Genomic DNA, 21,550 nt, shown 5'->3' with positions numbered 1-21,550 from the left:
GCCGGGCAGCCCTGACGGCGGGACCGGTGTGGGGCCGGGCAGCCCTGACGGCGGGCCGGGTGTGGGGCCGGCCCGCCGTCAGGGGGTGAGGTCAGCGGTTGTCGTTGCCGAGGCCTGCCTTGCGGAGGGCTTCGGCCATCGCGCCCATGGGAGCCGGACGGTCCTGGCGGCGCTGCCCGCCACGCTGACCGTCGCCGCGGCCCTGGCCACGACCGCCGTCGCCACGACCACCCTGGCCGCGACCGCCGCCGTCACGACCGCCGCCGCCGCGAGCACCGTCACCCCGGCCACCGTCACCCCGGCCACCGTCGCGGCCGTCGCCGCGAGAGCCGCCGTCGCGGCCACCCTCGCCACGGGGGGCGGAGCCGTCACGAGTGCTGCCGTCGCGGCGGGGCTCGTTGCGGGAGCCGTCCGAACGGGCGCCCGACTTGCGGGGCGGGCGGCCCTCCGAGGACGGCTGGGTGACGTCGTCCTCCAGGCGGAGGGTCAGGGAGATGCGCTTGCGCGGGATGTCCACCTCAAGGACCTTGACGCGCACGATGTCGCCCGGCTTGACCACGTCGCGCGGGTCTTTGACGAAGGTGCGGGACATGGCCGACACGTGGACCAGGCCGTCCTGGTGGACGCCGATGTCGACGAACGCGCCGAAGGCGGCCACATTGGTGACCACGCCCTCCAGGATCATCCCCGCCACCAGGTCGGAGATCTTCTCCACGCCCTCCTTGAAGGCCGCCGTCTTGAACGCCGGACGCGGGTCGCGCCCCGGCTTCTCCAGCTCGCGCAGGATGTCGGTGACGGTCGGCAGGCCGAAGGTGTCGTCGGTGAAGTCCTGCGGCCGGATGGTGTGCAGGGCCGAGGTGTTGCCGATCAGCGACTTGAGGTCGGTCTGGACCGAGCTCAGGATGCGCCGGACCACCGGGTAGGCCTCCGGGTGCACGCTGGAGGCGTCGAGCGGGTCGTCGCCGCCCGGGATGCGCAGGAAGCCGGCGCACTGCTCGAACGCCTTGGGCCCGAGCCGCGAGACGTCCTTCAGCGCCGTGCGAGTGCGGAACGGACCGTTCTCGTCGCGGTGGCGCACGATGCCCTCGGCCAGCGTCGCGCCGATGCCCGACACCCGCGTGAGCAGCGGCGCGGACGCCGTGTTGACGTCGACCCCGACCGCGTTGACGCAGTCTTCGACGACGGCGTCGAGCGAGCGGGAGAGCTTGGACTCGGCCAGGTCGTGCTGGTACTGGCCGACGCCGATCGACTTGGGGTCGATCTTGACCAGCTCGGCGAGCGGGTCCTGCAGCCGGCGCGCGATGGAGACCGCGCCGCGCAGCGACACGTCGAGGTCGGGCAGCTCCTGGGAGGCGTAGGCCGAGGCCGAGTAGACCGAGGCGCCCGCCTCCGACACCACGATCTTGGTGATCGACGGCATGAGCTTGACCAGGTCGCCGGCCAGCTTGTCGGTCTCGCGCGAGGCGGTGCCGTTGCCGATGGCGATGAGCTCGACGCCGTGCTTCTGGGCCAGCGCGCCGAGCACGGCCAGCGACTGGTCCCACTGGCGCTTGGGCTCGTGGGGGTAGATGGTGGCGGTCTCGACGACCTTGCCCGTGGCGTCGACCACGGCCACCTTCACGCCGGTGCGCAGGCCGGGGTCGAGGCCCATGGTCGCGCGGGTGCCGGCCGGGGCGGCCAGCAGCAGGTCGCGCAGGTTGGCGGCGAACACGCGGACCGCTTCGTCCTCGGCGGCCTGCCAGAGGCGCATGCGCAGGTCGATGCCGAGATGCACGAGGATGCGGGTGCGCCAGGCCCAGCGCACGGTCTCGGCCAGCCACGTGTCGGCCGGACGCCCCTTGTCGGAGATGCCGAACCGGGCGCCGATGCGCAGCTCGTAGTCGGCGGTCTCGTCGGGCTCCAGCGCGACGTTGAGCACTTCCTCCTTCTCGCCCCTGAACATCGCCAGGATGCGGTGGGAGGGCAGCTTGGTGAACGGCTCGGTGAAGTCGAAGTAGTCGGAGAACTTGGCCCCCGCCTCCTGCTTGCCCTCGCGCACCTTCGACACGAGCCGGCCGCGGCTCCACAGCCGCTCGCGCAGGTCGCCGATGAGGTCGGCGTCTTCGGCGAACCGCTCGATCAGGATCGCCCTGGCCCCTTCGAGGGCCGCGCCGGCGTCGGCCACGCCCTCGGTGACGAACTCCGCGGCGACCGTGGCCGGGTGGAGCGTCGGGTCGCCGAGCAGCTTCTCGGCCAGCGGCTCCAGGCCGAGCTCGCGGGCGATCTGCGCCTTGGTGCGCCGCTTGGGCTTGTAGGGCAGGTAGATGTCTTCGAGCCTGGCCTTGGTCTCGGCCGCCATGATCTGCGCGCGCAGTTCGTCGTCGAGCTTGCCCTGAGACTCGATCGACTCCAGGATCGCCGACCTGCGCTCGTCGAGCTCGCGGAGGTAGCGCAGCCGTTCTTCGAGCGTGCGGAGCTGCGCGTCGTCGAGGGCGCCGGTGACCTCCTTGCGGTAGCGCGCGATGAACGGCACGGTGGCGCCGCCGTCGAGCAGATCGACCGCCGCCTGCACCTGCCCGTCGCGCACGCCGAGCTCTGCCGCGATCCGCTGGTGAATAGAGAGCACTTGCCTGCCTTTCGATGGTCCCGCCGGTCAATTGTGCAGGACTACGCCGTCTTTCATGACCAGAGTGCGCCGAGGGTGAACGACCACGGCCTCTCCGGGGCCGCTCGCGGGCACCACGACGAGGTCGGCCCGGTCGCCCGGAGCCAGGCCGTAGCCGGGCAGCCCGAGGGCCAGCGCGCCGCCCACGGTCGCGGCCTCCAGGGCGAGCTCGATGTCCTCGTCGCGGCGGAACGCGCTGCGGTAGGCGAGGTGCATCGCGCGCTCCAGCATGTCGCCAGAGCCATAGGGGCCCCACAGGTCGCGGACGCCGTCGTGGCCGCAGGCGACGGTGACGCCTGCGGCGCGCAGCTTCTTCACCGGCGGCACCGGGTAGCTGTAGACGGCGGCGGTGGCGATGGCCACGCCCGCGTCGACGAAGCCCTGGATCAGGCGATCCTGGGCGGCGTCGCCGAGCTCGCCCAGCGCGTACGCGTGACTGACCGTGACCCGGCCGCCGAGCCCCAGCGCCTTGGTGCGCTCGGTGATCAGCTCCAGCTCCCAGCCGCCCAGCGAGCCGCCGTCGTGGAGGTGGATGTCGATGCGCGCGCCGAACCGGTCGGCCAGGCCGAAGATCAGGTCGAGGTGGCGCACGGGATCGCGGTCGACGCCGGCCGGGTCGAGGCCGCCGATCGCCTCGACGCCGCCGCGGAGCGCCTCGGCCAGCAGGTCGGCGGTGCCCGGGTTGGTGAGCACGCCGTGTTGCGGGAAGGCGACCTGCTGCACGTGGACGGGGGAGCGGGCGGCGGCCTCGCGCACGGCCTCCACGCCCCGCAGGCCCACGGACGGGTCGATGTCGGTGTGGGTGCGCACGTGAGTGGTGCCGGCCTCGCTCATCCGGGCCAGCAGCGCGGCGGCCCGCTCGGCGCTCGGCACCCCCAGCTCGGCGCGGCGGCCCAGGTCGTTGGCGATGCGGCCGGCCAGCGAGTCGTCGGCCGAGTGGGGGATCCAGGGGCCGCCGTAGAGCGTCTTGTCGAGATGGCAGTGGGCGTCGACGAGACCGGGCAGGACGAGCTGGCCGGACACGTCGAGGACGAGGGCGCCGGGCGCGTCGAGGGACGGGCCCACCCGGTGGATGCGGCCGTCGCGGACGAGCAGGTCGGCGGGGGACGCGAGCCCCCAGGGCCGCCCGCCGCGGATCAGCACGTCGGTCATGCCCAGCACCCTAGAGGGCGGCACCGACGATTTCCGTGCCCCCGGACGTGAGGATCGTGAGCCGCCCGCGACGGCGGGACGGGCTAATCGGGGCGGGTGGCGAACAGTTCGAGGTGGTGGCAGGAGCGGCAGCGGTAGGCGTCGATCTCCCACTTGGGACGGCCCATCAGCCGGGCGCCGCCGAAGATCCCGCGTGACAGCGCCCCCTCGACCCAGCGGGCGTACCCCCGGGAGTGCTCACCCTGGTCCGCGACGAACCCGGGTTCGAGCCCCTCCGCGCCGCAATGCGTGCACCGTAAGTTGTCCATGCCGCAGAGCCTAGATCTCCGCGAGGTGCGCCACGTTGGCCACGTCGGCCGGATCGGTGCTGGGCCGTCCGCCGAACCAGGCGTCGAGGATCTCGCCGAGCACGACGTCGGAGGTCAGGCGGAGGCTGAGGGCCAGCACGTTGGCGTCGTTCCACCTGCGCGCCCCGTCGGCGGTGTAGGCGTCGGCGCAGAGCGCGGCCCGCACGCCGGGCACCTTGTTGGCCGCGATGGAGGCGCCCGTGCCGGTCCAGCAGCAGACCACCGCCTGGTCGGCCCGGCCCTCCGCGACGTCTCTGGCGGCCAGTTCGCAGGCCCACGCCCAGTCGTCGCGCTCGCCGTCGTCGAGTGCGCCGTGGGTCAGCACCTCGTGACCCCGCCCGCGCAGCTCGGCCACGATGCGCCCGGCCACCCCGTCGTTGCTGTCCGCCGCCACCGAAATCCGCATGGGCCCATCTCTACCAGCAATGTGGTGACGGGTGCGGGGATCGAACCCGCCTGGAGCGGCTTATGAAACCGCCGGGCACACCAGCGCCCCCACCCGTCTGGAACGGGCCGGGGGCCGCCGATTCAGCGGCGGGAGCCCCCGGACGGGTGCGGCATGCGCATTCGCCGGATGACGAGCCGGCTGACCAGCTGGATGACCATGGGCACGAGCATGCCGCCCGCGCCCCCGGCCCCGCAACGCGTTTTCTCAGGTGTACCGGGCGCGCATGCGCTCGCAGAAGTCGTCCGACAGCTTGGTCATCAGCCTGGACAGCTCGGCCCGCTCGGTCTCCGGCCAGTCGGACAGCACCTCCTCGAACCACTCGGTGGTGACCCGGCGGCACCTGCTCGCCACCTCGGCCCCCTCCTCGGTGAGCGCGATGCGCCAGGCCCGCCGGTCGTCGGGGTCGCGTACGCGCTCGACCAGCCCGCGCTGCTCAAGGGCCGCGACGTGCCTGGTCACGTGCGGGCTCTCGACCTGCAGCCCCTCGGCGATCATGCCGATCCTGCGGGGCTCGCCCGCGTCGAGCAGGTAGACGATGATCTGCACGTCGGGCCGGTCGAGCCGGATGCCGGCCGCCTCGGTGAGCCATTCGTGGGTCTTGGCGCGGTTGAGCGTGACGACCAGCCGCCGGAAGGCCGACACCGTCCTGTTGAGATCTTCGCCCATCTGTTTGCTTACCTAACTTACGTATGTATCATCGGTGCTCGGTTACTTACCTAAGTTATCTAAAGGAGCCGACATGGCGACAGCCGTCGTACCCGCGGCGCGTGAGACGTCGATGCGCAATCCCTGGCCCACGGTGGTCTCCCTGGCGTTCGCGGCCTCCATCGCCGCCCTCCAGAACACCGCGGTGGTCCCGTTGCTTCCCGTGCTGCAGCGGGAGCTGCACGCCTCGCTCTCGGCCGTGAGCTGGACGCTCACCATCAGCCTGCTGGTCGCCGCGGTCTCCACGCCGCTGCTGTCGCGCTTCGGCGACATGTACGGCCGGCGCCCGATGATCCTCGGCGCGCTGGGCCTGCTGGTGGTGGGTTCGGTCATGGCGGCGATGGCCACGTCGCTGACCTGGTTGATCGTCGCCCGGATCCTGCAAGGGGCGGTGTCCGCGCTGGTCCCGTTGTCGATCGGGGTGGTCCGCGACCTGCTGCCCAGGCAGCAGCTGGCCACCGGCATCGGCGTGCTGAGCGCGACGATGGGGTTCGGCAGCGGCGGCGGCATGATCCTGGCCGGGCTGGCCGCCGGTGACTATCACCTGGTGTTCTGGATCACCGGCGGGATCTCGGCGGTGGCCGTCGTGATCCTGGCCTTCCTCGTGCGGGACGTGGCGCCGGCCGGCAAGGGCCGTCCCGACCTCGCCGGGGCCGCGCTGCTGACCGCCTGGCTGGTCGCGCTGCTGCTGGCGATCAGCGAGGGCGGCTCGTGGGGCTGGACGTCGCCCGGCGTGCTCGGCCTGTTCGCCGCGGCCGCCGTGCTGGCCGCGGTGTGGGTGCTGGTCGAGCGCAGGGTGGCCGAGCCGCTGGTCGAGATGTCGATGCTGGTGCACAGGGGCACGATCGGGGCGACGGTCTCCTCGATGCTGCTCGGGTTCTCGTTCTTCACGATGCTGACCGGCATGTCGCAGTTCGCCCAGGTTCCGAAGGCGACCGGCTTCGGCTTCGGCGCCTCCACCCTCCAGGTCGGGCTGTTCCTGCTGCCGAGCACCCTGTTCATGCTGGTCATCTCCCTGTTCGCGGGGCGGATCATGCGCCGGTTCGCCGCCTCGTTCATGGTGGCGACGGGCGCGGGCGTGACCGGGCTCGCGGGGGCGTGGCTGGCGTTCGAGCACGGCAGCCCGGCCACCCTGTACGTGGCCTCGTCCCTCATGGGCGTCGGCCTCGGCATCGGCTACGCCGCGCTGGGCACGATGGCCGTCGAGCACGTCGAGCCGTCCAGGACCGCGCTGGCCGCGGGCGTCAACGCGCTGGTGCGCATCGTCGGGGGCAGCGTGGCGGGCGCGGCCATCGCCGCGATCCTGGCCGCGCGCCCCGGCGTCCTGGGCTTCCAGTGGGTGTTCGGCACCGCCGCGGCGGCCGGGCTGGTCGCGGCGGTGTTCGCCACCGTCTACGGAATGCTGAACAGCCGGGCCGTCACAGCGCCTTCAGCCCACTGATCACTTCCAGCAGCACCTTGGCGTCCGGCGCGGGGGGCGGCAGCTCGACCTGGACGAGCTGCCGCGCGTGCAGGTCGCCGACCAGCACCCGGACCACGCCGATGGGCAGGTTCAGCTCGGCGGCCACGTCCACCAGCCGGGTCGGCTTGGTGCACTTCTGCATGATGATCAGGTGCTCGGGCCCGAGCCCCACCGGGGGCGTCAGCCCGCCGGCGGTGACGATGACCGCGATGAGGTCGATGGCCTCGCTCGCGGGCACCGTACGGCCCCTGGTCAGCAGGTAGGCCGGGACGATCGGACCGGCGTCCTCGTCCAGCCATCGCTCGTCACTCACTTGGCACCACCCGCATCACAGGACGGGCGGGCTCCTTCACGTCGGCCTCCGGTTCCGGATCGGCGACGTGCTCAGCCGGGATCAACACGATCGCGGTGGTCCCTCCATATGGTGAACCGCGTAGCGTCACGCGGATGTCGTGCCTGGCGGCCAGGCGCGAGACGACGAAAAGCCCCAGCTTGTCGCTGTCGGCCAGGTCGAACTCGGGTGGGCTGGCCAGCCGCTCGTTGAGTTCGGCCAGCTCCTGGGCGCTCAGCCCGAGCCCGCGGTCCTCGACCTCGAAGGCGAAGCCGCGGGCGGTCTCCTCGCCGCGCACGATGACCTGCGTGTGCGGCGGCGAGTAGACGGTCGCGTTCTCGATGAGCTCGGCGACCAGGTGGATCACGTCGCCGACCACCGGCCCGGCCAGGCGCTGGCCGGACATCGGCTCGACGGTGACCCGGCGGTAGTCCTCCACCTCGGCCGTCGCGCCGCGGGCCACGTCGAGCAGCGGCACCGGCTTGCTCCAGCCGCGGCCCGGGGTGGCGCCCGACAGGATGATCAGGCCCTCGGCGTGGCGGCGCATGCGGGTCGTCAGGTGGTCGAGGCGGAACAGGTCGTCCAGGGCCTCGGGGTCGGTGGCGCGGTGCTGCATGTCCTCCAGCTGGATGCGCTGGCGGTGCAGCAGGGCCTGCGACCGCCTGGCGAGGTTGCGGAAGACGTGCCCGACGCCCTCGCTGAGCTGCGCCTGGCCGATCGCGGCCTCGACGGCGGTCTGCTGGACGGTGGAGAAGGCCTGGCCGACGTCGCCGATCTCGACCGTGCTGGTGGCCACCGACAACTCCGGCATCTCCACCCTCTCGCCCTTGCGCAGCTTGGCCACCACGTGCGGCAGCCGCTCCTGGGCCACCTCCAGCGCGGCCAGCCGGAGCGCGCCCAGCTCCTTCGACAGCCGGTTGCCCATCCGGATCGAGAACACGATCGACACGATGACCAGCAGGAAACACGTCCCGGCCAGGATGAACGCCCGCGACAGCACCTGGTCGGCCACGGGGTCGGCGCGCGCGTTGAGCAGCGTGCTGGCCCGCATGAGCGACTCCCCGTACGTCTTGGAGATCGACTCGGTGGTGCTCAGCCAGCCGCGCGGCGGCACGGCGCCGGCGATGATCCGGTCCTCCATCAGCCGCATGCGCTGGTAGACGGGGGAGGTGACGAGGGAGACCTGGGTGTCGCGCAGGCTCGGGTCCAGCTCGCCGAGCCCTTGGTCGATGAGGAAGCGCCGGTTGCCGACGATCTGGGTGAACTGCCGGCGTTCTGACGGCGTGACCGGGCCGAGCGCGATGGCCTGCTCCCTGGTCAGCAGCTCCTTGGCGTAGCCCAGCTCGATGATCACGCGGGACTGCTCGTAGATCGGGATGTCGTCGATGAGCGCGACGCGCCGGTGCAGGCCGTAGAGGGAGTCGATCACGGTGTTGTACGCCTCGCCGGCGAGCAGACGGTCGGACAGGCCGTCGTCGATCTCACCCCGGATCGCGTCGAGCCTGCCGAGCTGCGTGTACACCGCGTCCACCTGCGTACGGATCTCTTCCGATCGGTCCTTGGAGTTGCTGGAGAGCTTTCTGAACTCGTCCCTGGCGGCGTCGGTGCGGGTGCGCTGGTCGGCCACGTCCTTCGGGGAGGCGGCCCGGCGCAGCAGCTTGGCCGAGGAGAGACGCTCGTGCTGGAGCTCGCTGATCAACTTGTACGCCGGATGGCGGAGGTTCGTCCAGAGTGTCTTGTACTGACGCAGCTCCAGGCTCTCGCCGGCGGTGACGGCGGTGATCACGCCCCACAACACGACCATGGAGGTCAGAGGCACGAGTAGTAGTCCGATGATCTTCATGCGGATCGTCCGGCTACGACCCATGGCACCTCACTCCGGTCGGTCCCCTGCTGGCAACCCCGGACGGGACAAGCCCAGAGGATAGCAATTCGATCACCCAATTGCCCAATTTTTCGGGACTTTTGGACATGTGTCCGTGATCTTGCAGTAGGTTTCCCCCAAATCGGTTACAGAGGGAGATGCGTTGCGCCGTCGTCTCACAGCGGCCGCCGCGCTGGCGCTTCTGTCGGCCTGTTCCGGGCCCACGGAGGTCCCCCGGCCCCCCGCCGCCGAGTCGGTCTTCGTGTACGCGCAGAACCTGGACGTCATCTCCGACTGGGACCCCGCGAGCTCCTACTCCAACGAGCTCATCGCCTTCCAGAACGTCTACGAGACCCTGACCCTCTGGAACCCCTTCACCAAGAAGTCGGCCCCCCGCCTGGCCACCTCCTGGCGCTCGACGCCCGACGGCCGCACCTGGACGTTCACGCTGCGCCAGGGCGCGACCTTCCACACCGGCCGGCCGGTGGACGCCGCGGCGGTCAAGGCGTCGATCGAGCGCACGATGAAGACCGGCGCGGGCGCGTCCTACATCTGGGACGCCGTCTCCTCCGTCAAGGCCGAGGACGCGAGCACGGTCACGTTCGCCCTGAAGTACGCCGTGCCGCTCGACCTGGTGGCCTCCTCCGGGTACGCGGCCTACATCTACGACACGCAGGCGGCGCCCGACCTGCGCTCATGGCTCGGCGCGGGCAGGGACGCCGGGTCGGGGCCGTACACGGTGGCGGCCTGGCGTCCAGGCCAGGAGGAGGAGCTGACGCTCAAGGCGTACCCCAAGTACTGGGGCGGATGGGACAAGCCGCACTACAGCACGGTCAAGTACCGCGTCGTGCCCGACCCCGACCGCGCGTGGCGGATGCTGGCCCGCGGCGAGGTGAGCTTCGTGGACCGGCTCAGCCCCCGGCTGTTCGCCAGGGCCGCGGTCACGCCCGGGGTGCGCACCAGCGAGCGGGACTCGTACCAGACGGCCATGCTGCTGTTCAACACCGCGAGCGGCCCGATGAAGGACGTGCGGGTGCGCCGCGCGGTGCAGCAGGCCGTCGACTACCGCGGCCTGGTCAGGGCGCTCAGGGGCGCGGTCGCGCCGGCCAGCGGCATCGTCCCTGAGGGGCTGACCGGCCACGTCGCCGGCCGCGCGCCCCGGCAGGACCTGGCGGGCGCGGCGGCCCTGCTGGGCCGCGCCGGGTACGGACCCGCGGGCCGGCCGCTGCGGCTGCGGCTCACCTACGCGCAGGGCGACCACGACCAGCGGCTGCTGGCCACCAGCCTGGCGGCCGAGCTGAAGCCGCTGAACGTCACGCTCGACGCCCGCGCCATGCCCTGGAACGCCCAGTGGCAGCAGGGCAGGAAACGCGGCCAGGACATCTTCGTCATGTACTGGTGGCCCGACTACGCCGACGGCTACTCGTGGTTCGGCAACGTCTTCCGCGGCGGCGAGCCGCCGGTGTTCAACCTGGCCTACCTGCGCGACAGGACCCTGGACGAGCTGCTCGAAGGGCTGCCCGAGCTGAGCGTGACCGACAAGGAGGCCGCGCAGGCGGCGTACGAGCAGGCCACCGGACGCGTGCTCGACGTGCGGGCCGCCGCGGCGCTGCCCTGGGTGGTGCGGTACCAGCGGGCCTACCTGGGCGGCGTCCAGGGGTACGACGACAACCCGGCCTACCCCGACGTGGTCTTCGCCTACGAGCTGCGCCCGTCCGGCTGAGCCGACTCCGCCTCCGCCGCCGCCTCGACGCGCGCACGCAGCCGCGTCCTGATCTCCTCGGGCGTGTACGCCCGCCGCCTGCGTTCGGCGCGCGCGATCACCACCCCCGTGGCCGCGACCCCCGCGATTCCCGCCAGACCGAGCATCTTCCACCAGCGCATGTGCCTAGGCTAGCGATGTGCTGACTCTCGACGAGGCCGTCAAGGTGACCAGGACCGGCGATCTGTGGATCTTCCGCGGCAGGTCCGTGCCCGACCGGGCCATCCAGACGATGACCAACAGCCCGGTCAACCACGTGGGCATGGCGATCGTGATCGAGGACCTGCCGCCCATGATGTGGCACGCCGAGCTGGGCAAGTCGCTGCTCGACCTGTGGGCGGGCACCCACCAGCGCGGCGTCCAGCTGCACGACCTGCGCGACGCGGTCACCGTCTGGGCCGACCGTTACGGCCAGCGTCCCTGGCTGCGCCAGCTCGAACCGCAGGCCACCCCCGAGATGGAGGACGCCGCCCTGCGCGTGGTCGCCCGGCTCGACGGCACCCCGTTCCCGTCCACCGCCCGGCTGGCCGCCCGCTGGGCCAGGGGCCGGGTGCCGCGGCGGGCCAGGAAGGAGGCCACGCTGGAGAGCGCGTACTGCGCGGAGGTCGTGGCCGTCACCTACGAGGAGATGGGCCTGCTGCCCGGCGGCCGGCGTCCCAACTGGTACGACCCGGGCAGGTTCTGGAGCGGCGACGACCTGGAGCTGCTGACCGGCCGCCGCCTCGGCCGCGAGATCACCGTGGGAGTGCCGCGTACGCGGGCCTGACCCTGGCCAGCGGGATCGTCGCCACGACGAGCGCGGCCACCAGCACGAACCCCAGCCGGTAGCCGGTGTGCCCGAGCACCAGCCCGAACCCGGTCGCGCCCACGCCCATCCCGGCGTCGTAGGCCAGGTTCCACAGGGCGCTGACGCGGGCCGGCTCGCCGCGCTGGAGCATCACCGTCAGCGTCGCGTTCTGCAGTACCCCGAACCCCGCCCCGAACAGCGCCATCCCGGCCACGACCGCGACGGGAGCGGCCGTCCACGCCTGCAGCGCGGTGCCCGCGGCGGCGGCGAGCAGGCCCGGCACGAGCAGCCTGGCCGGTCCGTGGCGGTCGCCGAACCGGCCCGCCCACCAGCGGGCCGCCGGCGTGGCGAGCGACTGGGCGAGCAGGGCCGCCGAGGCCAGTCCCGGCGAGCCCGCCAGCGGCAGGAACGTCACCAGCACGCCGACGGAGAGCGTGACCGAGGCGAAGACCAGCATCGGCGCGGCCAGCCCGCCCGTCCGCCCGCCAGCGCCGGTCGTGACGGGCCGGCCGGCGGGCAGGCCGGTCACCGCCAGGAGCCCGGCCAGGGGCAGCAGCCCGGCGACCACGAGGACGGGCGCGAAGCCGAGCACGTCGGCCGCCCACAGGCCCAGCGGCAGGCCGGCGACCGAGGGCACGCCGACGGCCAGGCCGTACAGGCCGAGCCCTTCGCCGCGGCGCTCGGCGGGCACCAGGTCGGCGGTGAGCGCGGTGCCGGCGACCACGAGCACGCCGAGGCCGGCGCCGCGCAGCAGGGACACGGCCAGCACCACGGGCAGCTCCGCCGACAGCGGCAGCAGCAGGGCGGGCAGGCCGAGCAGGACCAGGCCGAGCGCCATCGCCGCCCGGTAGCCGTGCCGGGACAGCAGCCAGGGGACGGCCAGCTCGGCGAGCACCGTGGACAGCATCATCGCGCCGGTGGCCAGGCCCGCGCCGGACGCGCCGGAGCCGCCGGTCGCCGCGTACAGGGGGACGGTGGAGAACAGCAGGAAGAAACCGAGCATCCCGGTCACCGAGGCGGCCATCATCAGGCTTAACGAACGCGTCATCACGCCTTCGACGATGACAAATCCCGTTACGGGCGGGATCGGGCATGATGCGTAGCCGCCTCTTCATAATGAGGGGTGTGTTCGTGGGACGTGAGGCCGAACTGGGCCGGCTGGCCGCCGCGTGGGCCCGTACCCCGAGTGCGGTGCTGGTCGTGGGCGAGGCGGGGATCGGCAAGTCCAGGCTGGTCGCGCGGTTCGCCGGTGACGTGGACGCGCTGGTGGCCGAGGGCGGGGCCGATCCGGGCGGGCCGGCGTACGCGCCGTTCGTGCCCGTGCTGCGCCGCCTGGTCAGGGAGTACGGCGCCGGGCTCGTGCCGGGCGGCGGTCGCAAGGGGCTGGCCTGCCTGCTGCCCGAGCTGGGGGAGCTGGACGACACGCCCGACCTGGGCCGGGCCCGGCTGTTCGAGGAGGTGCTGCTGCTGGTCGAGCGGGCCGCCGAGCGCCGTCCGCTGGTGATCGTGCTGGAGGATCTGCACTGGGCCGACCAGGCCGCCCGCGACCTGCTGGCGTACCTGCTGCGCAACCTGACGCGGCCGGGCGCGATGGTCGTCGCGACCTCGCGGGAGCCGCTGCGGCTGCCCGGCGCCGAGGTGGTCAGGGTGCCGCCGCTCGGCCGCGACGAGGTGGCCCGCCTGCTCGGCCGCGACGACGTCGACGCGATCGTGGCGCGCAGCGAGGGCAACCCGCTGTTCGCCGAGGCGCTGGCCGAGGCGGGCGACACGACCCCCGCCTCGCTGCGCGAGCTGCTGCTCGCCGGGGCCGAGAAGCTGCCGGGGCCCGGTCTCGACGTGCTGCGGATCGCCGCCGTGGCCGGGCGCAGGACGCCCCACGAGGTGCTGCGCAAGATCGCCGGGCTCGACGACCTCGCGCTCGACGAGGCGCTGCGGCCGGTCGTCCGGGCCCGGCTGCTGCTCGTGGACGGCGACGCCTACGTCTTCCGGCACGCGCTCATCCGCGAGGCCGTCTACGACGACCTGCTCCCCGGCGAACGCCGCCGCCTGCACGCCCGCTGCGCCCCCGCCCAGCCCGAGCTGGCCGCCGACCACTGGCACGCGGCCGGCGACGGGCCGCGCGCCTTCGAGGCCGCCTGGCGGGCCCGCAGATGGGACCTGGTGCTGGAGCTGTGGGCGCACGCGGACGGCCAGGACCACGCCCAAGTGCTGGAGGACGCCGCCAGGGACGCCCTGCGCGCCGGCGACGCCCACCGCGCCGACGACCTGGCCGGCCGGGCGCTCGCCGAGGTCGCCGACCCGCTGCGCGCGGCCCACCTGCTGGAGCTGCGCGTCGCCATCCGCGACCTGCACGGCGAGGAGGGCCTGGACGACCTGCGCGAGGCCGTCCGGCTGGCCCCCCGCGAGTCCCGGCTGCTCGGCGCCCTGGCCTGCACGCTGGCCTGGCACGGCCAGGACGACGAGGCCCGCGCCCGCGCCGAGGAGGCGTACGCGCTGGGCGACGCCAGATCCCTGGTCACCCTGGCCGCGCTCGCCGCGCTCGACGACGACCTCGCCACCGCCTCCGCCCTGTACGCCCGCGCCCGGATCAGCGCGCCCGACGACGACACGCTGCTCGTCTCCTACGCCGGCGAGGCCGACGCGCTGGAGGCCGCCGGCGAGCACGCCAGGGCCGAGGCGGTCGCGCGGCGCGGCATCGCCGAGGCCGCCCGGCTGGGCCTGGCCCGCTCGCGCGGCGCCCACCTGGCCGCCAACCTGGCCGAGCCGCTCGCCTCGCTGGGCCGCTGGACGGAGGCCCGCGAGGTCGCCGCCCCCGCGCTCGCGCTCGACCCGCCGCCGATCTACCGCGCCTGGATCCTGCTCGTGCTCGGCACGGTCGCGGTGCAGGAGGGCTCGCTGTCGGCGGCCGGCGCGCTGCTCGCGCAGGCCAGGCCGCTCATGCGCGGGCGTTCCCGCGGCTACGACTCCTGCCTGGAGCCCGACCTGCTCGAATGCCGCCTGGCCGAGGCCGGGGGAGACCTGGACCGGGCGCGCCGGCTGGTCGACCACGTGCTGGCGGAGCACGACCTGAGCCGCAGCCGCCGCTACGCCTGGCCGCTGCTGGCCCTCGCGGCCCGCATCGGACGGGTGCGGGCCGCACCGCCGGGCCTGCCCACCGTCGGGCGGCTGCAGGAGGCGTACCGGGCCACGTTCGAGGCCGAGCTCGGCGGCTCGTGGGCGGACGCGGTGGCCGCCTGGCGGGCCGTGGGGCAGCCGTACGGGCTGGGGCGGGCGCTGGTCGGCGCGGCCGAGCGAGACCCGGCGCGGGCCCGCGAGCCGCTGCGCGAGGCCCTGGCCATCGCCGCCGCGCTCGGCGCGGAGCCGTTGCGGCGGCAGGCGGAGGCGGCGGCGGCCACCGCCCGGGTGACGCTGTCGGCGACGCCGGGGCTGTCGGCCCGCGAGCTGGAGGTGCTCGGCCTGGTCGCCGAGGGCCTGAGCAACCGGCAGATCGCCGAGCGGCTGTTCATCTCGGCCAGGACCTCCGGCGTGCACGTGTCGAACATCATGGCCAAGCTGGGCGCCGCCTCCCGCGTGGAGGCCGCCGCCGTCGCCCGCCGGACCGGCCTGATATGAACTCCGGCATGACCACCGTGAACGTCGCCCTCATCGGCGTGGGCAACTGCGTGTCGTCCCTCGTGCAGGGCGTCGAGTACTACCGCGACGGCCAGGCGCCCGGCCTGCTCAACCCCGTGTGCGCCGGATACGCCGTCTCCGACGTGCGGTTCACCGCCGCCTTCGACGTCGGCCGGGCCAAGCTCGGCCTGGACCTGTCGCAGGCGATCTGGGCGCGGCCGAACAACTCCCGCCGCTTCGCCGACGTGCCGCACCTGGACGTGCCGGTGCGCGAGGGCATCCTGGCCGACGGCGTGGGCGAGGGCTCGGCCGAGCTGGTCGAGCCGAGCGGCGCCGCGACCGTCGCCGACGTGGCCGCCCACCTGCGCGAGACCGGCTCCCAGGTCGTGGTGAACTTCCTGCCCACCGGCGCCCAGCGCGCCGCCGAGCGGTACGCCGAGGCCGCGATCGAGGCGGGCTGCGCGTTCGTCAACTGCATGCCCGCCGTGCTCGCCCGCTCCGAACGGTGGCGCGACCGCTTCGCCGCGGCCGGGCTGCCGCTGCTCGGCGACGACCTCAAGAGCTCCTTCGGCGCCACGCTCGTGCACCGGGCGCTGGTCGACGCCCTCACCGCGAGCGGGGTGCGGCTGCGCGACGGCCACCAGCTCCTGGCCGGGGGCAACATGGACTTCGTCAACCTCCAGGACCCGGCCAGGATGGCCGGCAAGCGGGCCACCAAGGCGTCCGGCGCCGGCACCTCCACCCACGTCGGCGCCCAGTACCTGCCCTTCCTCGACGACCGCAAGATCGCCTTCATCCGGCTGGAGGGCGAGGGGTTCGGCGGCTCCCCGCTGGAGGTCGAGCTGCGCATGGTGGTGGAGGACTCGCCGAGCGCGGCGGGGAACGTCCTCGACGCCGTGCGCCAGGCCAAGGCGGCGCTCGACGCGGGCGCGGGCGGCTTCCTGCGGGACGTCTCGGCCGCCCTCATGAAGGCGGTCTGACCACGGACGACGGGACCGGCCGTGGCAGGCTGGGAGGATGCGCCTGGCGACCTGGAACGTGAACTCGATCAAGGCACGGCTGCCGCGCCTGCTCGACTGGCTGGCCGCGACCGAGCCCGACATCGTCTGCCTGCAGGAGACGAAGTGTCCCGCGGAGTCGTTCCCCGTGGCGGAGGTGGGCGAGCTCGGCTACGCCGCCGCCGCCCACGGCGACGGCCGGTGGAACGGCGTCGCCGTCTTGTCGAGGGTCGGGCTGGAGGAGGTGACGCCGAGCTTCCCCGGCGAACCGGGCTTCGCCGAGCTCGACGGGGTGGGCGCCGCCCGTCCCGAGGCCCGCGCGCTCGGCGCGACCTGCGGCGGCCTGCGGGTCTGGTCCCTGTACGCGCCGAACGGCCGCGCGGTCGACTCGCCGCACTACGCCTACAAGCTGGAGTGGTTCGCCGCGCTGCGGGACGCGCTGGCCGAGGAGGCCGGCTCGCCGCTGGTGGCCTGCGGCGACTACAACGTGGCGCCGACCGACGCCGACGTCTGGGACCCCGCGCTGTTCGCCGGCTCCACGCACGTCACCCCCGCCGAACGCCGTGCGCTCGCCGAGCTGCTCGACCTCGGCCTGCGCGACGTGGTGCCGACGCCGATGAAGGGGCCGCACCCGTACACGTACTGGGACTACCGGGCCGGGATGTTCCACCAGAACAAGGGCATGCGGATCGACCTGGTCTACGCCAGCGCCGACGTCGCGGAACGGGTGCGGGGGGCGTACGTCGACCGCGAGGCGCGCAAGGGGAAAGGCCCCTCGGATCACGCTCCCATCGTGGTGGATCTCGACCCGATAAATTAATCAACAAACAGCTGCCAGACGAGTATCGTGAGTAACCAAATGTGCGGGGGCACGCTTCTTCTTCAAGACCGAAAAAGGGGGCCGTGTCGTGGAACCTGCCGATGGTCGTGTCATCCTGTTCGTCCTCATCGGGCTGGCCCTGTTCGCGCTCGGACGCCGTTTCCAGAACATGATCATGCTCAGGCAGGTCTGGAAGCAGACGCAGCGGCAGGTGACGGTGCGGCGGGAGACCGCGCACCACGCGGTGAAGGGTCTGGTCGCCGTAACCGCCGTCGCCGCATTCGTCATCTGGCTGGCGATCAATCTCAATCGGATAATGAGTTAACCGCCATTTAGCTGATTACCGCGATTATCCGGAATGGCGGCGGCGCAGGCCCCATGCGGTGAGCACGGCCAGCCCCGCCGCCGCCAGTCCGACCGCGCGGGTGAGCCGGGCGGCGCGCCGGATGTCCTTGACGTCCGGCTTGGGGCCGTCGCCCATCGTGGGGCGGTGTTCGGTCCTGCCGCCGTACACGTTCGTGCCGCCGAGGGTGACGCCGAGCGCGCCGGCGAAGGCGGCCTCGCACCTGCCCGCGTTCGGGCTGGGGTGGCGGTGGCCGTCCCGTCGCAGCATCCGCAGCGCCCGGACGGGGTCGTCGGCCAGCGCCGCCGTCAGCAGTCCCGTCACGCGTGCCGGTACGTAGTTCGCCACGTCGTCGAGCCGGGCCGCGGCCCAGCCGAACCGTTCGTAGCGGGGGGAGTGGTGGCCGATCATGGCGTCCAGCGTGTTGACCGCCCGGTAGGCCAGCAGCCCCGGCACGCCCGCCACCGCGCCCCAGAACAGCGGGGCGACCACGGCGTCGGAGGTGTTCTCCGCCAGCGACTCCACCGTCGCCCTGGCCAGCTCCGGCGCCTCCAGCCCCGCGGGGTCGCGGCCGCACAGGTGGGGGAGCCTGGCCCGGGCTCGCCGGAGATCGTCCTGCTCCAGGGCCTCGGCCATGTGCACGCCTTCGCGGGCGAGTGTCGTGCCGCCGAGCACGGCCCACGTGGCGAACGCCGTCACCGCCGTGCGGACGGCCCGGTCGCCGCTCCTCTGGGCCAGCACGCCCAGGGCGGCCGCGCCCCCGACGCAGATCCCGACATGGACCACCCCGCGCCACCTCGTGTCGCCGTACGACGACTCCTCCAGCTTCGCCGCCGCCCGTCCGAACAGGGCGACGGGGTGGGCCGAGCTGCGCGGATCACCGAGAACCTGGTCGAGTGCGACACCGAGCGCGAGACCTAGCGGGTCATACCAAATGGGCATGAAGCTCATCTTCGTGCACATCCAGCCACGCTGCCGCCCGGCGGATGCGTTCCCCGGCGCCGCCCGTCCACATCTTGGCCCAGTTCCCGCCCGCGCGGGCGCGGGTGCGCATGACGTCGTAGGAGCGGTGGAAGCGGAGCCTGGACAGTTCCAGCAGCCGCCGGCGTTCGCGGGGCGCGAGGCCGTAGGCGTCGCAGAACAGGCGGATCCTGGCCCCGACGTCGGCGTCGCGCTGGAGGGGGTGGCGGTCGACCGGGTCGGCGATCGGGGCCCAGTGGCGGAGGGTGGTGACGATGTCGAACAGCCGGGTGGTGGGCCGGGCGAGGTCGAAGTCGATCAGCGCGACCGGGGTGGCCGCAGTGGTGTCGGTGTCGAGACGGAAGATCACGTTGTCCGGCGTCAGGTCGCAATGTCCGATGACCTCCGGCGCGCGGTCGTCGTTCGACCCGCCTTCCCATCCGCCGGCGTCGAGCGGGAACCCGGCGGTCGCGTCGTGGAACTCCCTGACCAGTCGCGCCAGGTCGACCAGGAACGCGTCCGTCGAACCGGCCCGGCACAACCCGCTCCGCCCAGGGACGTACGTGAGGATCTCGCGTCCTAAGCCGTCCGTTCCCAGGACCCGCGGCGCACCCCCGAACCCGGCTGCCTCAAGGTGTCTGAGCAGGGCGTGCACGGCGGGCGTGGCCGGACCGACCGGCCTGCGCACCGTGTCACCGACGCGCACCACCCCGTCTGTCACGTCCCCGCCCTGCAGGGGAATCTCATGCAGGAGCGTCGCGACCATGCCACAACAGCTTAGCCCCATTTGCCCCACGGCCGCCTGCCCTTTACCCCGCCCCCTCCCTCCCCGCCCTGCTCCTCTTCCTCCTGCTTCCGGCAGGCCCTTCTCCTGGCTACGGGCCGCCCTGCCCCGCCGTACCGGTCTCCTCACCTTCGCTTTCGTCCCGAACCCACCCCCCGACGCCTTGGCACCCGTCGGACTCTCTCCAATTCCGCGGCCGAGTGTCGTATCGCTTCCGCCCCCCAGCCACCCCCTAGCCTGAGGAACCGTGCCCATCCTGCTCTCCTTGGCGGCCTTCCTCATGACGCTGCTGGGCGGGCTGGTCGCCGACCGCGTCAAGAACAACCGCCACCTCGTGCTCGGCGCCGCCGCGGGCGTGATGCTCGGCGTGGTGGCCTTCGATCTCCTCCCCGAAGCCCTCACCCGGGACGCCGTCGACGTGCTCGGCGTCCCGCTCCCGATGCTCATGTTCGCCCTGGCGTTCCTCGGCATCCACATCGTCGAACGCTCTATGGGCATGCACGACGCGCACGAAGGCGACTACGCCGCCCACCGCCACGCCCGAGCCGGCGTAGGCGTCACGGCCGGATCCGCCCTGGTCGTCCACAGCCTCCTGGACGGCGCCGCCATCGGAGCCTCCTACCAGACGGACGCCTCGCTCGCCGTCGCCGTGGCCATCGGCGTCATCGCCCACGACTTCACCGACGGCTTCAACACGTACACAATCACGTCGCTGTACGGAAACGCCCGCCGCCGCGCCCTCACCCTCCTGGCCCTGGACGCCCTCGCCCCCGTGATCGGCGCCACCCTGACCTTCCTCATCGCCATCCCGGCCCACGTCCTGACCGCCTACCTGGGCCTTTTCGCCGGATTCCTCCTCTATCTGGCCATCTCCGACATCCTCCCGGAGGCCCACACAACAAGACGCGCCACCGGCTGGACCCTGGCCGCCACGGTCACGGGAACCCTCTTCATGTGGCTGGTGATCGCCCTGTCGGCCTGACACGACCAGAACGTGTGCGTGACAAGTCGCCGGATCATGCACAATAAGGCAGGAGCGCCCTTAGCTCAGCTGGATAGAGCACCGGACTTCTAATCCGACGGTCGCAGGTTCGAATCCTGCAGGGCGCGCTTATCTTGACCAGGCGGTTCGTTGATCGCCTGTTCGATCAAGATCGCGTATGTAGCAACGCATGTAGCAACGCGCTCACGCCAGCGCTTTCCGGCGCTTCGAGCGGGGCTTCGTGAGGTCCACCAAGACGCCGTCCATCGAGTCGGCCGCGCCTCGCTTCACCTCTTCCAGCACGTGCGTGTAGATGTCGCTCGTGGTCGCCGTCCGGGCATGCCGGAGCACGGACTGGATGAGCTTGACGTCCGCGCCTTCGGCGAACAAGAACGTCGCGGTCGCGTGCCGCAGGTCATGCAGACGGATGCCCTTCTCCTCACCCTGCCGCACGCCAGCCCGCTTGCAGAGCGCATACCAGGACCGGTTGACGTTCCTTGGCTCCAGAGGCGTGCCCACGCCCGTGCAGAACACCAGGTCGTCGTCTTGCCACACCTGGGCTGCCAGCCGCTGGGCGGTCTGCGCCTTGCGATGCTCCTTCAGCGCCTGTAGTGCCGTCTTCGGGATCGCCACGGTCGCCTTGCTCGCGGCAGTCTTGAGCGACTTCTCGACCAGCTTCCCGCGTCGTCGGCCGGTCGCCTCGTCGAGCTCGCCACGCAGGCGCTGCACGGACTTCTCCAGACGCACGGTGCCGGCCTCGAAGTCGATCTGACTCCACCGCATCCCCAGGCCCTCCCCACGGCGCAGCCCCAGGGCCAACACGACCAACCAGTAGACCCACAGACGATCCTCGGCGGCCTCGGTCAGTAGCCGTGCCGCCTCGTCCTTCGTGAGCGGCGCTAGCTCCTGTTTCTCGACGCGCGGAGCGTCCACGAGCAGCAGCACGTTCCGCTTGACCCGCTCGTCGTCCACCGCGTCGTTGATCGCCTTCCTCAGGATGGCGTGCGTGTAGGCGATCGTCCGAGTAGAGAGCTTCGGCACCGCCACCTTTTCGCCCGGCTGAGCCTTCCGCTTCGTCTTTCTCGACGGCTTCACCGCCAGCTCCAGCAGCCACGTCCGGATGTGTGTAGTGCTGAGCTCGTGTAACGGCACCTTCCCCAAGTGCGGGACAACGTGTAGTTCGACCTTCTCCCTGTAGGAGTCCAACGTGGACTCCGTAAGTCGGCCGGCGGCGACGCGTTGAGGGAGCGTCACCGGCAGCCAGACCTTGGTGAGGTAGTCGCCGAGGGTTTCTTGTCGCCCGGCTGTGATCGGCTGCCCGGCGGCGATCTCTTCCTCCGCTTTCTTCTTCTTGGCCGCGGCCTCGGCCCGGGTGTTGCCGTACACCGGCTTGCGCTTGCCGTTGGGCAGGTAGACCGTGGCTACCCACTTCCCATCGCTACTGCGCTGGTAGGGCCTCCCGTCCCGGTTTCCGCGGGTACGAGGCTTCCTCTCCGTCATGGCGCCAGCTCCAAACTGATCTTTAGTTGCTCTCTAGGTCGCCTTCTCG

General features: G+C 72.4%; 20 protein-coding genes and 2 tRNA genes. 9 read left to right on the top strand and 13 right to left on the bottom strand.

The window, feature by feature from the left end; all coding sequences use genetic code 11:
* Positions 1–91: 91 nt before the first annotated feature.
* From ACWEJ6_RS44765 to ACWEJ6_RS44740, 6 genes are all read right to left on the bottom strand, one after another.
* A complete protein-coding gene (locus ACWEJ6_RS44765; protein WP_452431530.1) occupies positions 92–2,605 on the bottom strand; it encodes a Tex family protein in 2,514 nt (837 codons plus the stop codon).
* A 27-nt stretch (positions 2,606–2,632) separates the two neighbouring features.
* On the bottom strand, positions 2,633–3,796 hold the full coding sequence (locus ACWEJ6_RS44760; protein ID WP_452431529.1) for an amidohydrolase: 1,164 nt from the start codon (positions 3,794–3,796) through the stop codon (positions 2,633–2,635).
* An 83-nt stretch (positions 3,797–3,879) separates the two neighbouring features.
* Positions 3,880–4,104 carry a hypothetical protein gene (locus tag ACWEJ6_RS44755; protein ID WP_352328727.1) on the bottom strand — a complete coding sequence of 75 codons (225 nt, stop codon included), beginning with the start codon at positions 4,102–4,104 and terminating at the stop codon, positions 3,880–3,882.
* Between the two features lie 10 nt (positions 4,105–4,114).
* Positions 4,115–4,549, bottom strand: a complete 435-nt coding sequence (locus tag ACWEJ6_RS44750) for an RpiB/LacA/LacB family sugar-phosphate isomerase (protein ID WP_357978224.1) — start codon at positions 4,547–4,549, stop codon at positions 4,115–4,117.
* 22 nt (positions 4,550–4,571) lie between these two features.
* Positions 4,572–4,647 (bottom strand) — tRNA-Met (locus ACWEJ6_RS44745).
* 148 nt (positions 4,648–4,795) lie between these two features.
* Complete coding sequence (locus tag ACWEJ6_RS44740) at positions 4,796–5,257, bottom strand: MarR family winged helix-turn-helix transcriptional regulator (RefSeq protein ID WP_352351891.1); 462 nt, start codon at positions 5,255–5,257, stop codon at positions 4,796–4,798.
* 73 nt (positions 5,258–5,330) lie between these two features.
* Here ACWEJ6_RS44740 and ACWEJ6_RS44735 point away from each other — a divergent pair, with 73 nt between their 5' ends.
* Entirely contained in the window at positions 5,331–6,737 is a 1,407-nt protein-coding gene (locus ACWEJ6_RS44735; RefSeq protein ID WP_452431528.1) for an MFS transporter, read from the top strand.
* Here ACWEJ6_RS44735 and ACWEJ6_RS44730 read toward each other — a convergent pair.
* Positions 6,715–7,071: a DUF742 domain-containing protein gene (locus ACWEJ6_RS44730; protein ID WP_352328721.1), complete on the bottom strand. Its 357-nt coding sequence runs from the start codon at positions 7,069–7,071 to the stop codon at positions 6,715–6,717. The genes ACWEJ6_RS44735 and ACWEJ6_RS44730 overlap by 23 nt on opposite strands.
* Positions 7,064–8,908: a sensor histidine kinase gene (locus ACWEJ6_RS44725; protein WP_452431527.1), complete on the bottom strand. Its 1,845-nt coding sequence runs from the start codon at positions 8,906–8,908 to the stop codon at positions 7,064–7,066. Before ACWEJ6_RS44725 ends, ACWEJ6_RS44730 begins: the two co-directional genes overlap by 8 nt.
* 208 nt (positions 8,909–9,116) lie before the next feature.
* Here ACWEJ6_RS44725 and ACWEJ6_RS44720 point away from each other — a divergent pair, with 208 nt between their 5' ends.
* Entirely contained in the window at positions 9,117–10,676 is a 1,560-nt protein-coding gene (locus ACWEJ6_RS44720; RefSeq protein ID WP_452431526.1) for an ABC transporter substrate-binding protein, read from the top strand.
* Here the strand turns inward: ACWEJ6_RS44720 and ACWEJ6_RS44715 are convergent.
* The gene (locus ACWEJ6_RS44715; protein WP_452431525.1) at positions 10,652–10,837 is read right to left on the bottom strand and encodes a hypothetical protein; all 186 of its coding nucleotides are present in this window, start codon (positions 10,835–10,837) and stop codon (positions 10,652–10,654) included. The genes ACWEJ6_RS44720 and ACWEJ6_RS44715 overlap by 25 nt on opposite strands.
* A 20-nt stretch (positions 10,838–10,857) precedes the next feature.
* On the opposite strand from ACWEJ6_RS44715, the gene ACWEJ6_RS44710 reads away from it, so the two are divergent.
* Positions 10,858–11,481, top strand: coding sequence for a hypothetical protein (locus tag ACWEJ6_RS44710; protein ID WP_452431531.1), 624 nt, complete (start codon positions 10,858–10,860; stop codon positions 11,479–11,481).
* On the opposite strand, the gene ACWEJ6_RS44705 is transcribed toward ACWEJ6_RS44710, so the two are convergent.
* Positions 11,450–12,550: an MFS transporter gene (locus ACWEJ6_RS44705; RefSeq protein ID WP_452431524.1), complete on the bottom strand. Its 1,101-nt coding sequence runs from the start codon at positions 12,548–12,550 to the stop codon at positions 11,450–11,452. The genes ACWEJ6_RS44710 and ACWEJ6_RS44705 overlap by 32 nt on opposite strands.
* A gap of 77 nt (positions 12,551–12,627) precedes the next feature.
* Here ACWEJ6_RS44705 and ACWEJ6_RS44700 point away from each other — a divergent pair, with 77 nt between their 5' ends.
* The 4 genes from ACWEJ6_RS44700 (at position 12,628) to ACWEJ6_RS44685 (ending at position 17,257) form a co-directional block, all read left to right on the top strand.
* The gene (locus tag ACWEJ6_RS44700; RefSeq protein WP_452431523.1) at positions 12,628–15,114 is read left to right on the top strand and encodes an ATP-binding protein; all 2,487 of its coding nucleotides are present in this window, start codon (positions 12,628–12,630) and stop codon (positions 15,112–15,114) included.
* 8 nt (positions 15,115–15,122) lie between these two features.
* On the top strand, positions 15,123–16,094 hold the full coding sequence (locus ACWEJ6_RS44695; RefSeq protein ID WP_452431522.1) for an inositol-3-phosphate synthase: 972 nt from the start codon (positions 15,123–15,125) through the stop codon (positions 16,092–16,094).
* A gap of 37 nt (positions 16,095–16,131) precedes the next feature.
* A complete protein-coding gene (locus tag ACWEJ6_RS44690) occupies positions 16,132–16,932 on the top strand; it encodes an exodeoxyribonuclease III (RefSeq protein ID WP_452431521.1) in 801 nt (266 codons plus the stop codon).
* An 88-nt stretch (positions 16,933–17,020) separates the two neighbouring features.
* On the top strand, positions 17,021–17,257 hold the full coding sequence (locus ACWEJ6_RS44685) for a hypothetical protein (RefSeq protein WP_357978197.1): 237 nt from the start codon (positions 17,021–17,023) through the stop codon (positions 17,255–17,257).
* Positions 17,258–17,281: 24 nt separating this feature from the next.
* Here ACWEJ6_RS44685 and ACWEJ6_RS44680 read toward each other — a convergent pair whose 3' ends face one another.
* Both ACWEJ6_RS44680 and ACWEJ6_RS44675 read right to left on the bottom strand, forming a co-directional pair.
* Positions 17,282–18,217, bottom strand: a complete 936-nt coding sequence (locus tag ACWEJ6_RS44680; RefSeq protein ID WP_387670619.1) for a cobalamin biosynthesis protein — start codon at positions 18,215–18,217, stop codon at positions 17,282–17,284.
* Positions 18,201–19,001 carry a phosphotransferase gene (locus tag ACWEJ6_RS44675; protein ID WP_452431520.1) on the bottom strand — a complete coding sequence of 267 codons (801 nt, stop codon included), beginning with the start codon at positions 18,999–19,001 and terminating at the stop codon, positions 18,201–18,203. Before ACWEJ6_RS44675 ends, ACWEJ6_RS44680 begins: the two co-directional genes overlap by 17 nt.
* Positions 19,002–19,266: 265 nt before the next feature.
* Here ACWEJ6_RS44675 and ACWEJ6_RS44670 point away from each other — a divergent pair, with 265 nt between their 5' ends.
* Positions 19,267–20,001 carry a ZIP family metal transporter gene (locus tag ACWEJ6_RS44670; protein ID WP_358287884.1) on the top strand — a complete coding sequence of 245 codons (735 nt, stop codon included), beginning with the start codon at positions 19,267–19,269 and terminating at the stop codon, positions 19,999–20,001.
* 54 nt (positions 20,002–20,055) lie between these two features.
* Positions 20,056–20,129: transfer RNA gene (locus ACWEJ6_RS44665), tRNA-Arg, on the top strand.
* A 76-nt stretch (positions 20,130–20,205) separates the two neighbouring features.
* Here the strand turns inward: ACWEJ6_RS44665 and ACWEJ6_RS44660 are convergent.
* Positions 20,206–21,501: a tyrosine-type recombinase/integrase gene (locus tag ACWEJ6_RS44660; protein ID WP_452431519.1), complete on the bottom strand. Its 1,296-nt coding sequence runs from the start codon at positions 21,499–21,501 to the stop codon at positions 20,206–20,208.
* Between the last annotated feature and the right edge of the window lie 49 nt (positions 21,502–21,550).

The organism is Nonomuraea sp. NPDC004702, from assembly GCF_053601695.1.
Note: the sequence above shows the minus strand (reverse complement) of the source record. Positions and strands in the feature narration are given on the sequence as shown.

Bases quoted from the DNA above. Each gene is read 5' to 3' on its own strand.
- ACWEJ6_RS44760 (WP_452431529.1), bottom strand. From the start codon at position 3,796: ATGACCGACGTGCTGATCCGCGGCGGGCGGCCCTGGGGGCTCGCGTCC.
- ACWEJ6_RS44755 (WP_352328727.1), bottom strand. From the start codon at position 4,104: ATGGACAACTTACGGTGCACGCATTGCGGCGCGGAGGGGCTCGAACCC.
- ACWEJ6_RS44750 (WP_357978224.1), bottom strand. From the start codon at position 4,549: ATGCGGATTTCGGTGGCGGCGGACAGCAACGACGGGGTGGCCGGGCGC.
- ACWEJ6_RS44740 (WP_352351891.1), bottom strand. From the start codon at position 5,257: ATGGGCGAAGATCTCAACAGGACGGTGTCGGCCTTCCGGCGGCTGGTC.
- ACWEJ6_RS44735 (WP_452431528.1), top strand. From the start codon at position 5,331: ATGGCGACAGCCGTCGTACCCGCGGCGCGTGAGACGTCGATGCGCAAT.
- ACWEJ6_RS44715 (WP_452431525.1), bottom strand. From the start codon at position 10,837: ATGCGCTGGTGGAAGATGCTCGGTCTGGCGGGAATCGCGGGGGTCGCG.
- ACWEJ6_RS44705 (WP_452431524.1), bottom strand. From the start codon at position 12,550: ATGACGCGTTCGTTAAGCCTGATGATGGCCGCCTCGGTGACCGGGATG.
- ACWEJ6_RS44695 (WP_452431522.1), top strand. From the start codon at position 15,123: ATGACCACCGTGAACGTCGCCCTCATCGGCGTGGGCAACTGCGTGTCG.
- ACWEJ6_RS44690 (WP_452431521.1), top strand. From the start codon at position 16,132: ATGCGCCTGGCGACCTGGAACGTGAACTCGATCAAGGCACGGCTGCCG.
- ACWEJ6_RS44680 (WP_387670619.1), bottom strand. From the start codon at position 18,217: ATGCCCATTTGGTATGACCCGCTAGGTCTCGCGCTCGGTGTCGCACTC.
- ACWEJ6_RS44675 (WP_452431520.1), bottom strand. From the start codon at position 19,001: ATGGTCGCGACGCTCCTGCATGAGATTCCCCTGCAGGGCGGGGACGTG.
- ACWEJ6_RS44660 (WP_452431519.1), bottom strand. From the start codon at position 21,501: ATGACGGAGAGGAAGCCTCGTACCCGCGGAAACCGGGACGGGAGGCCC.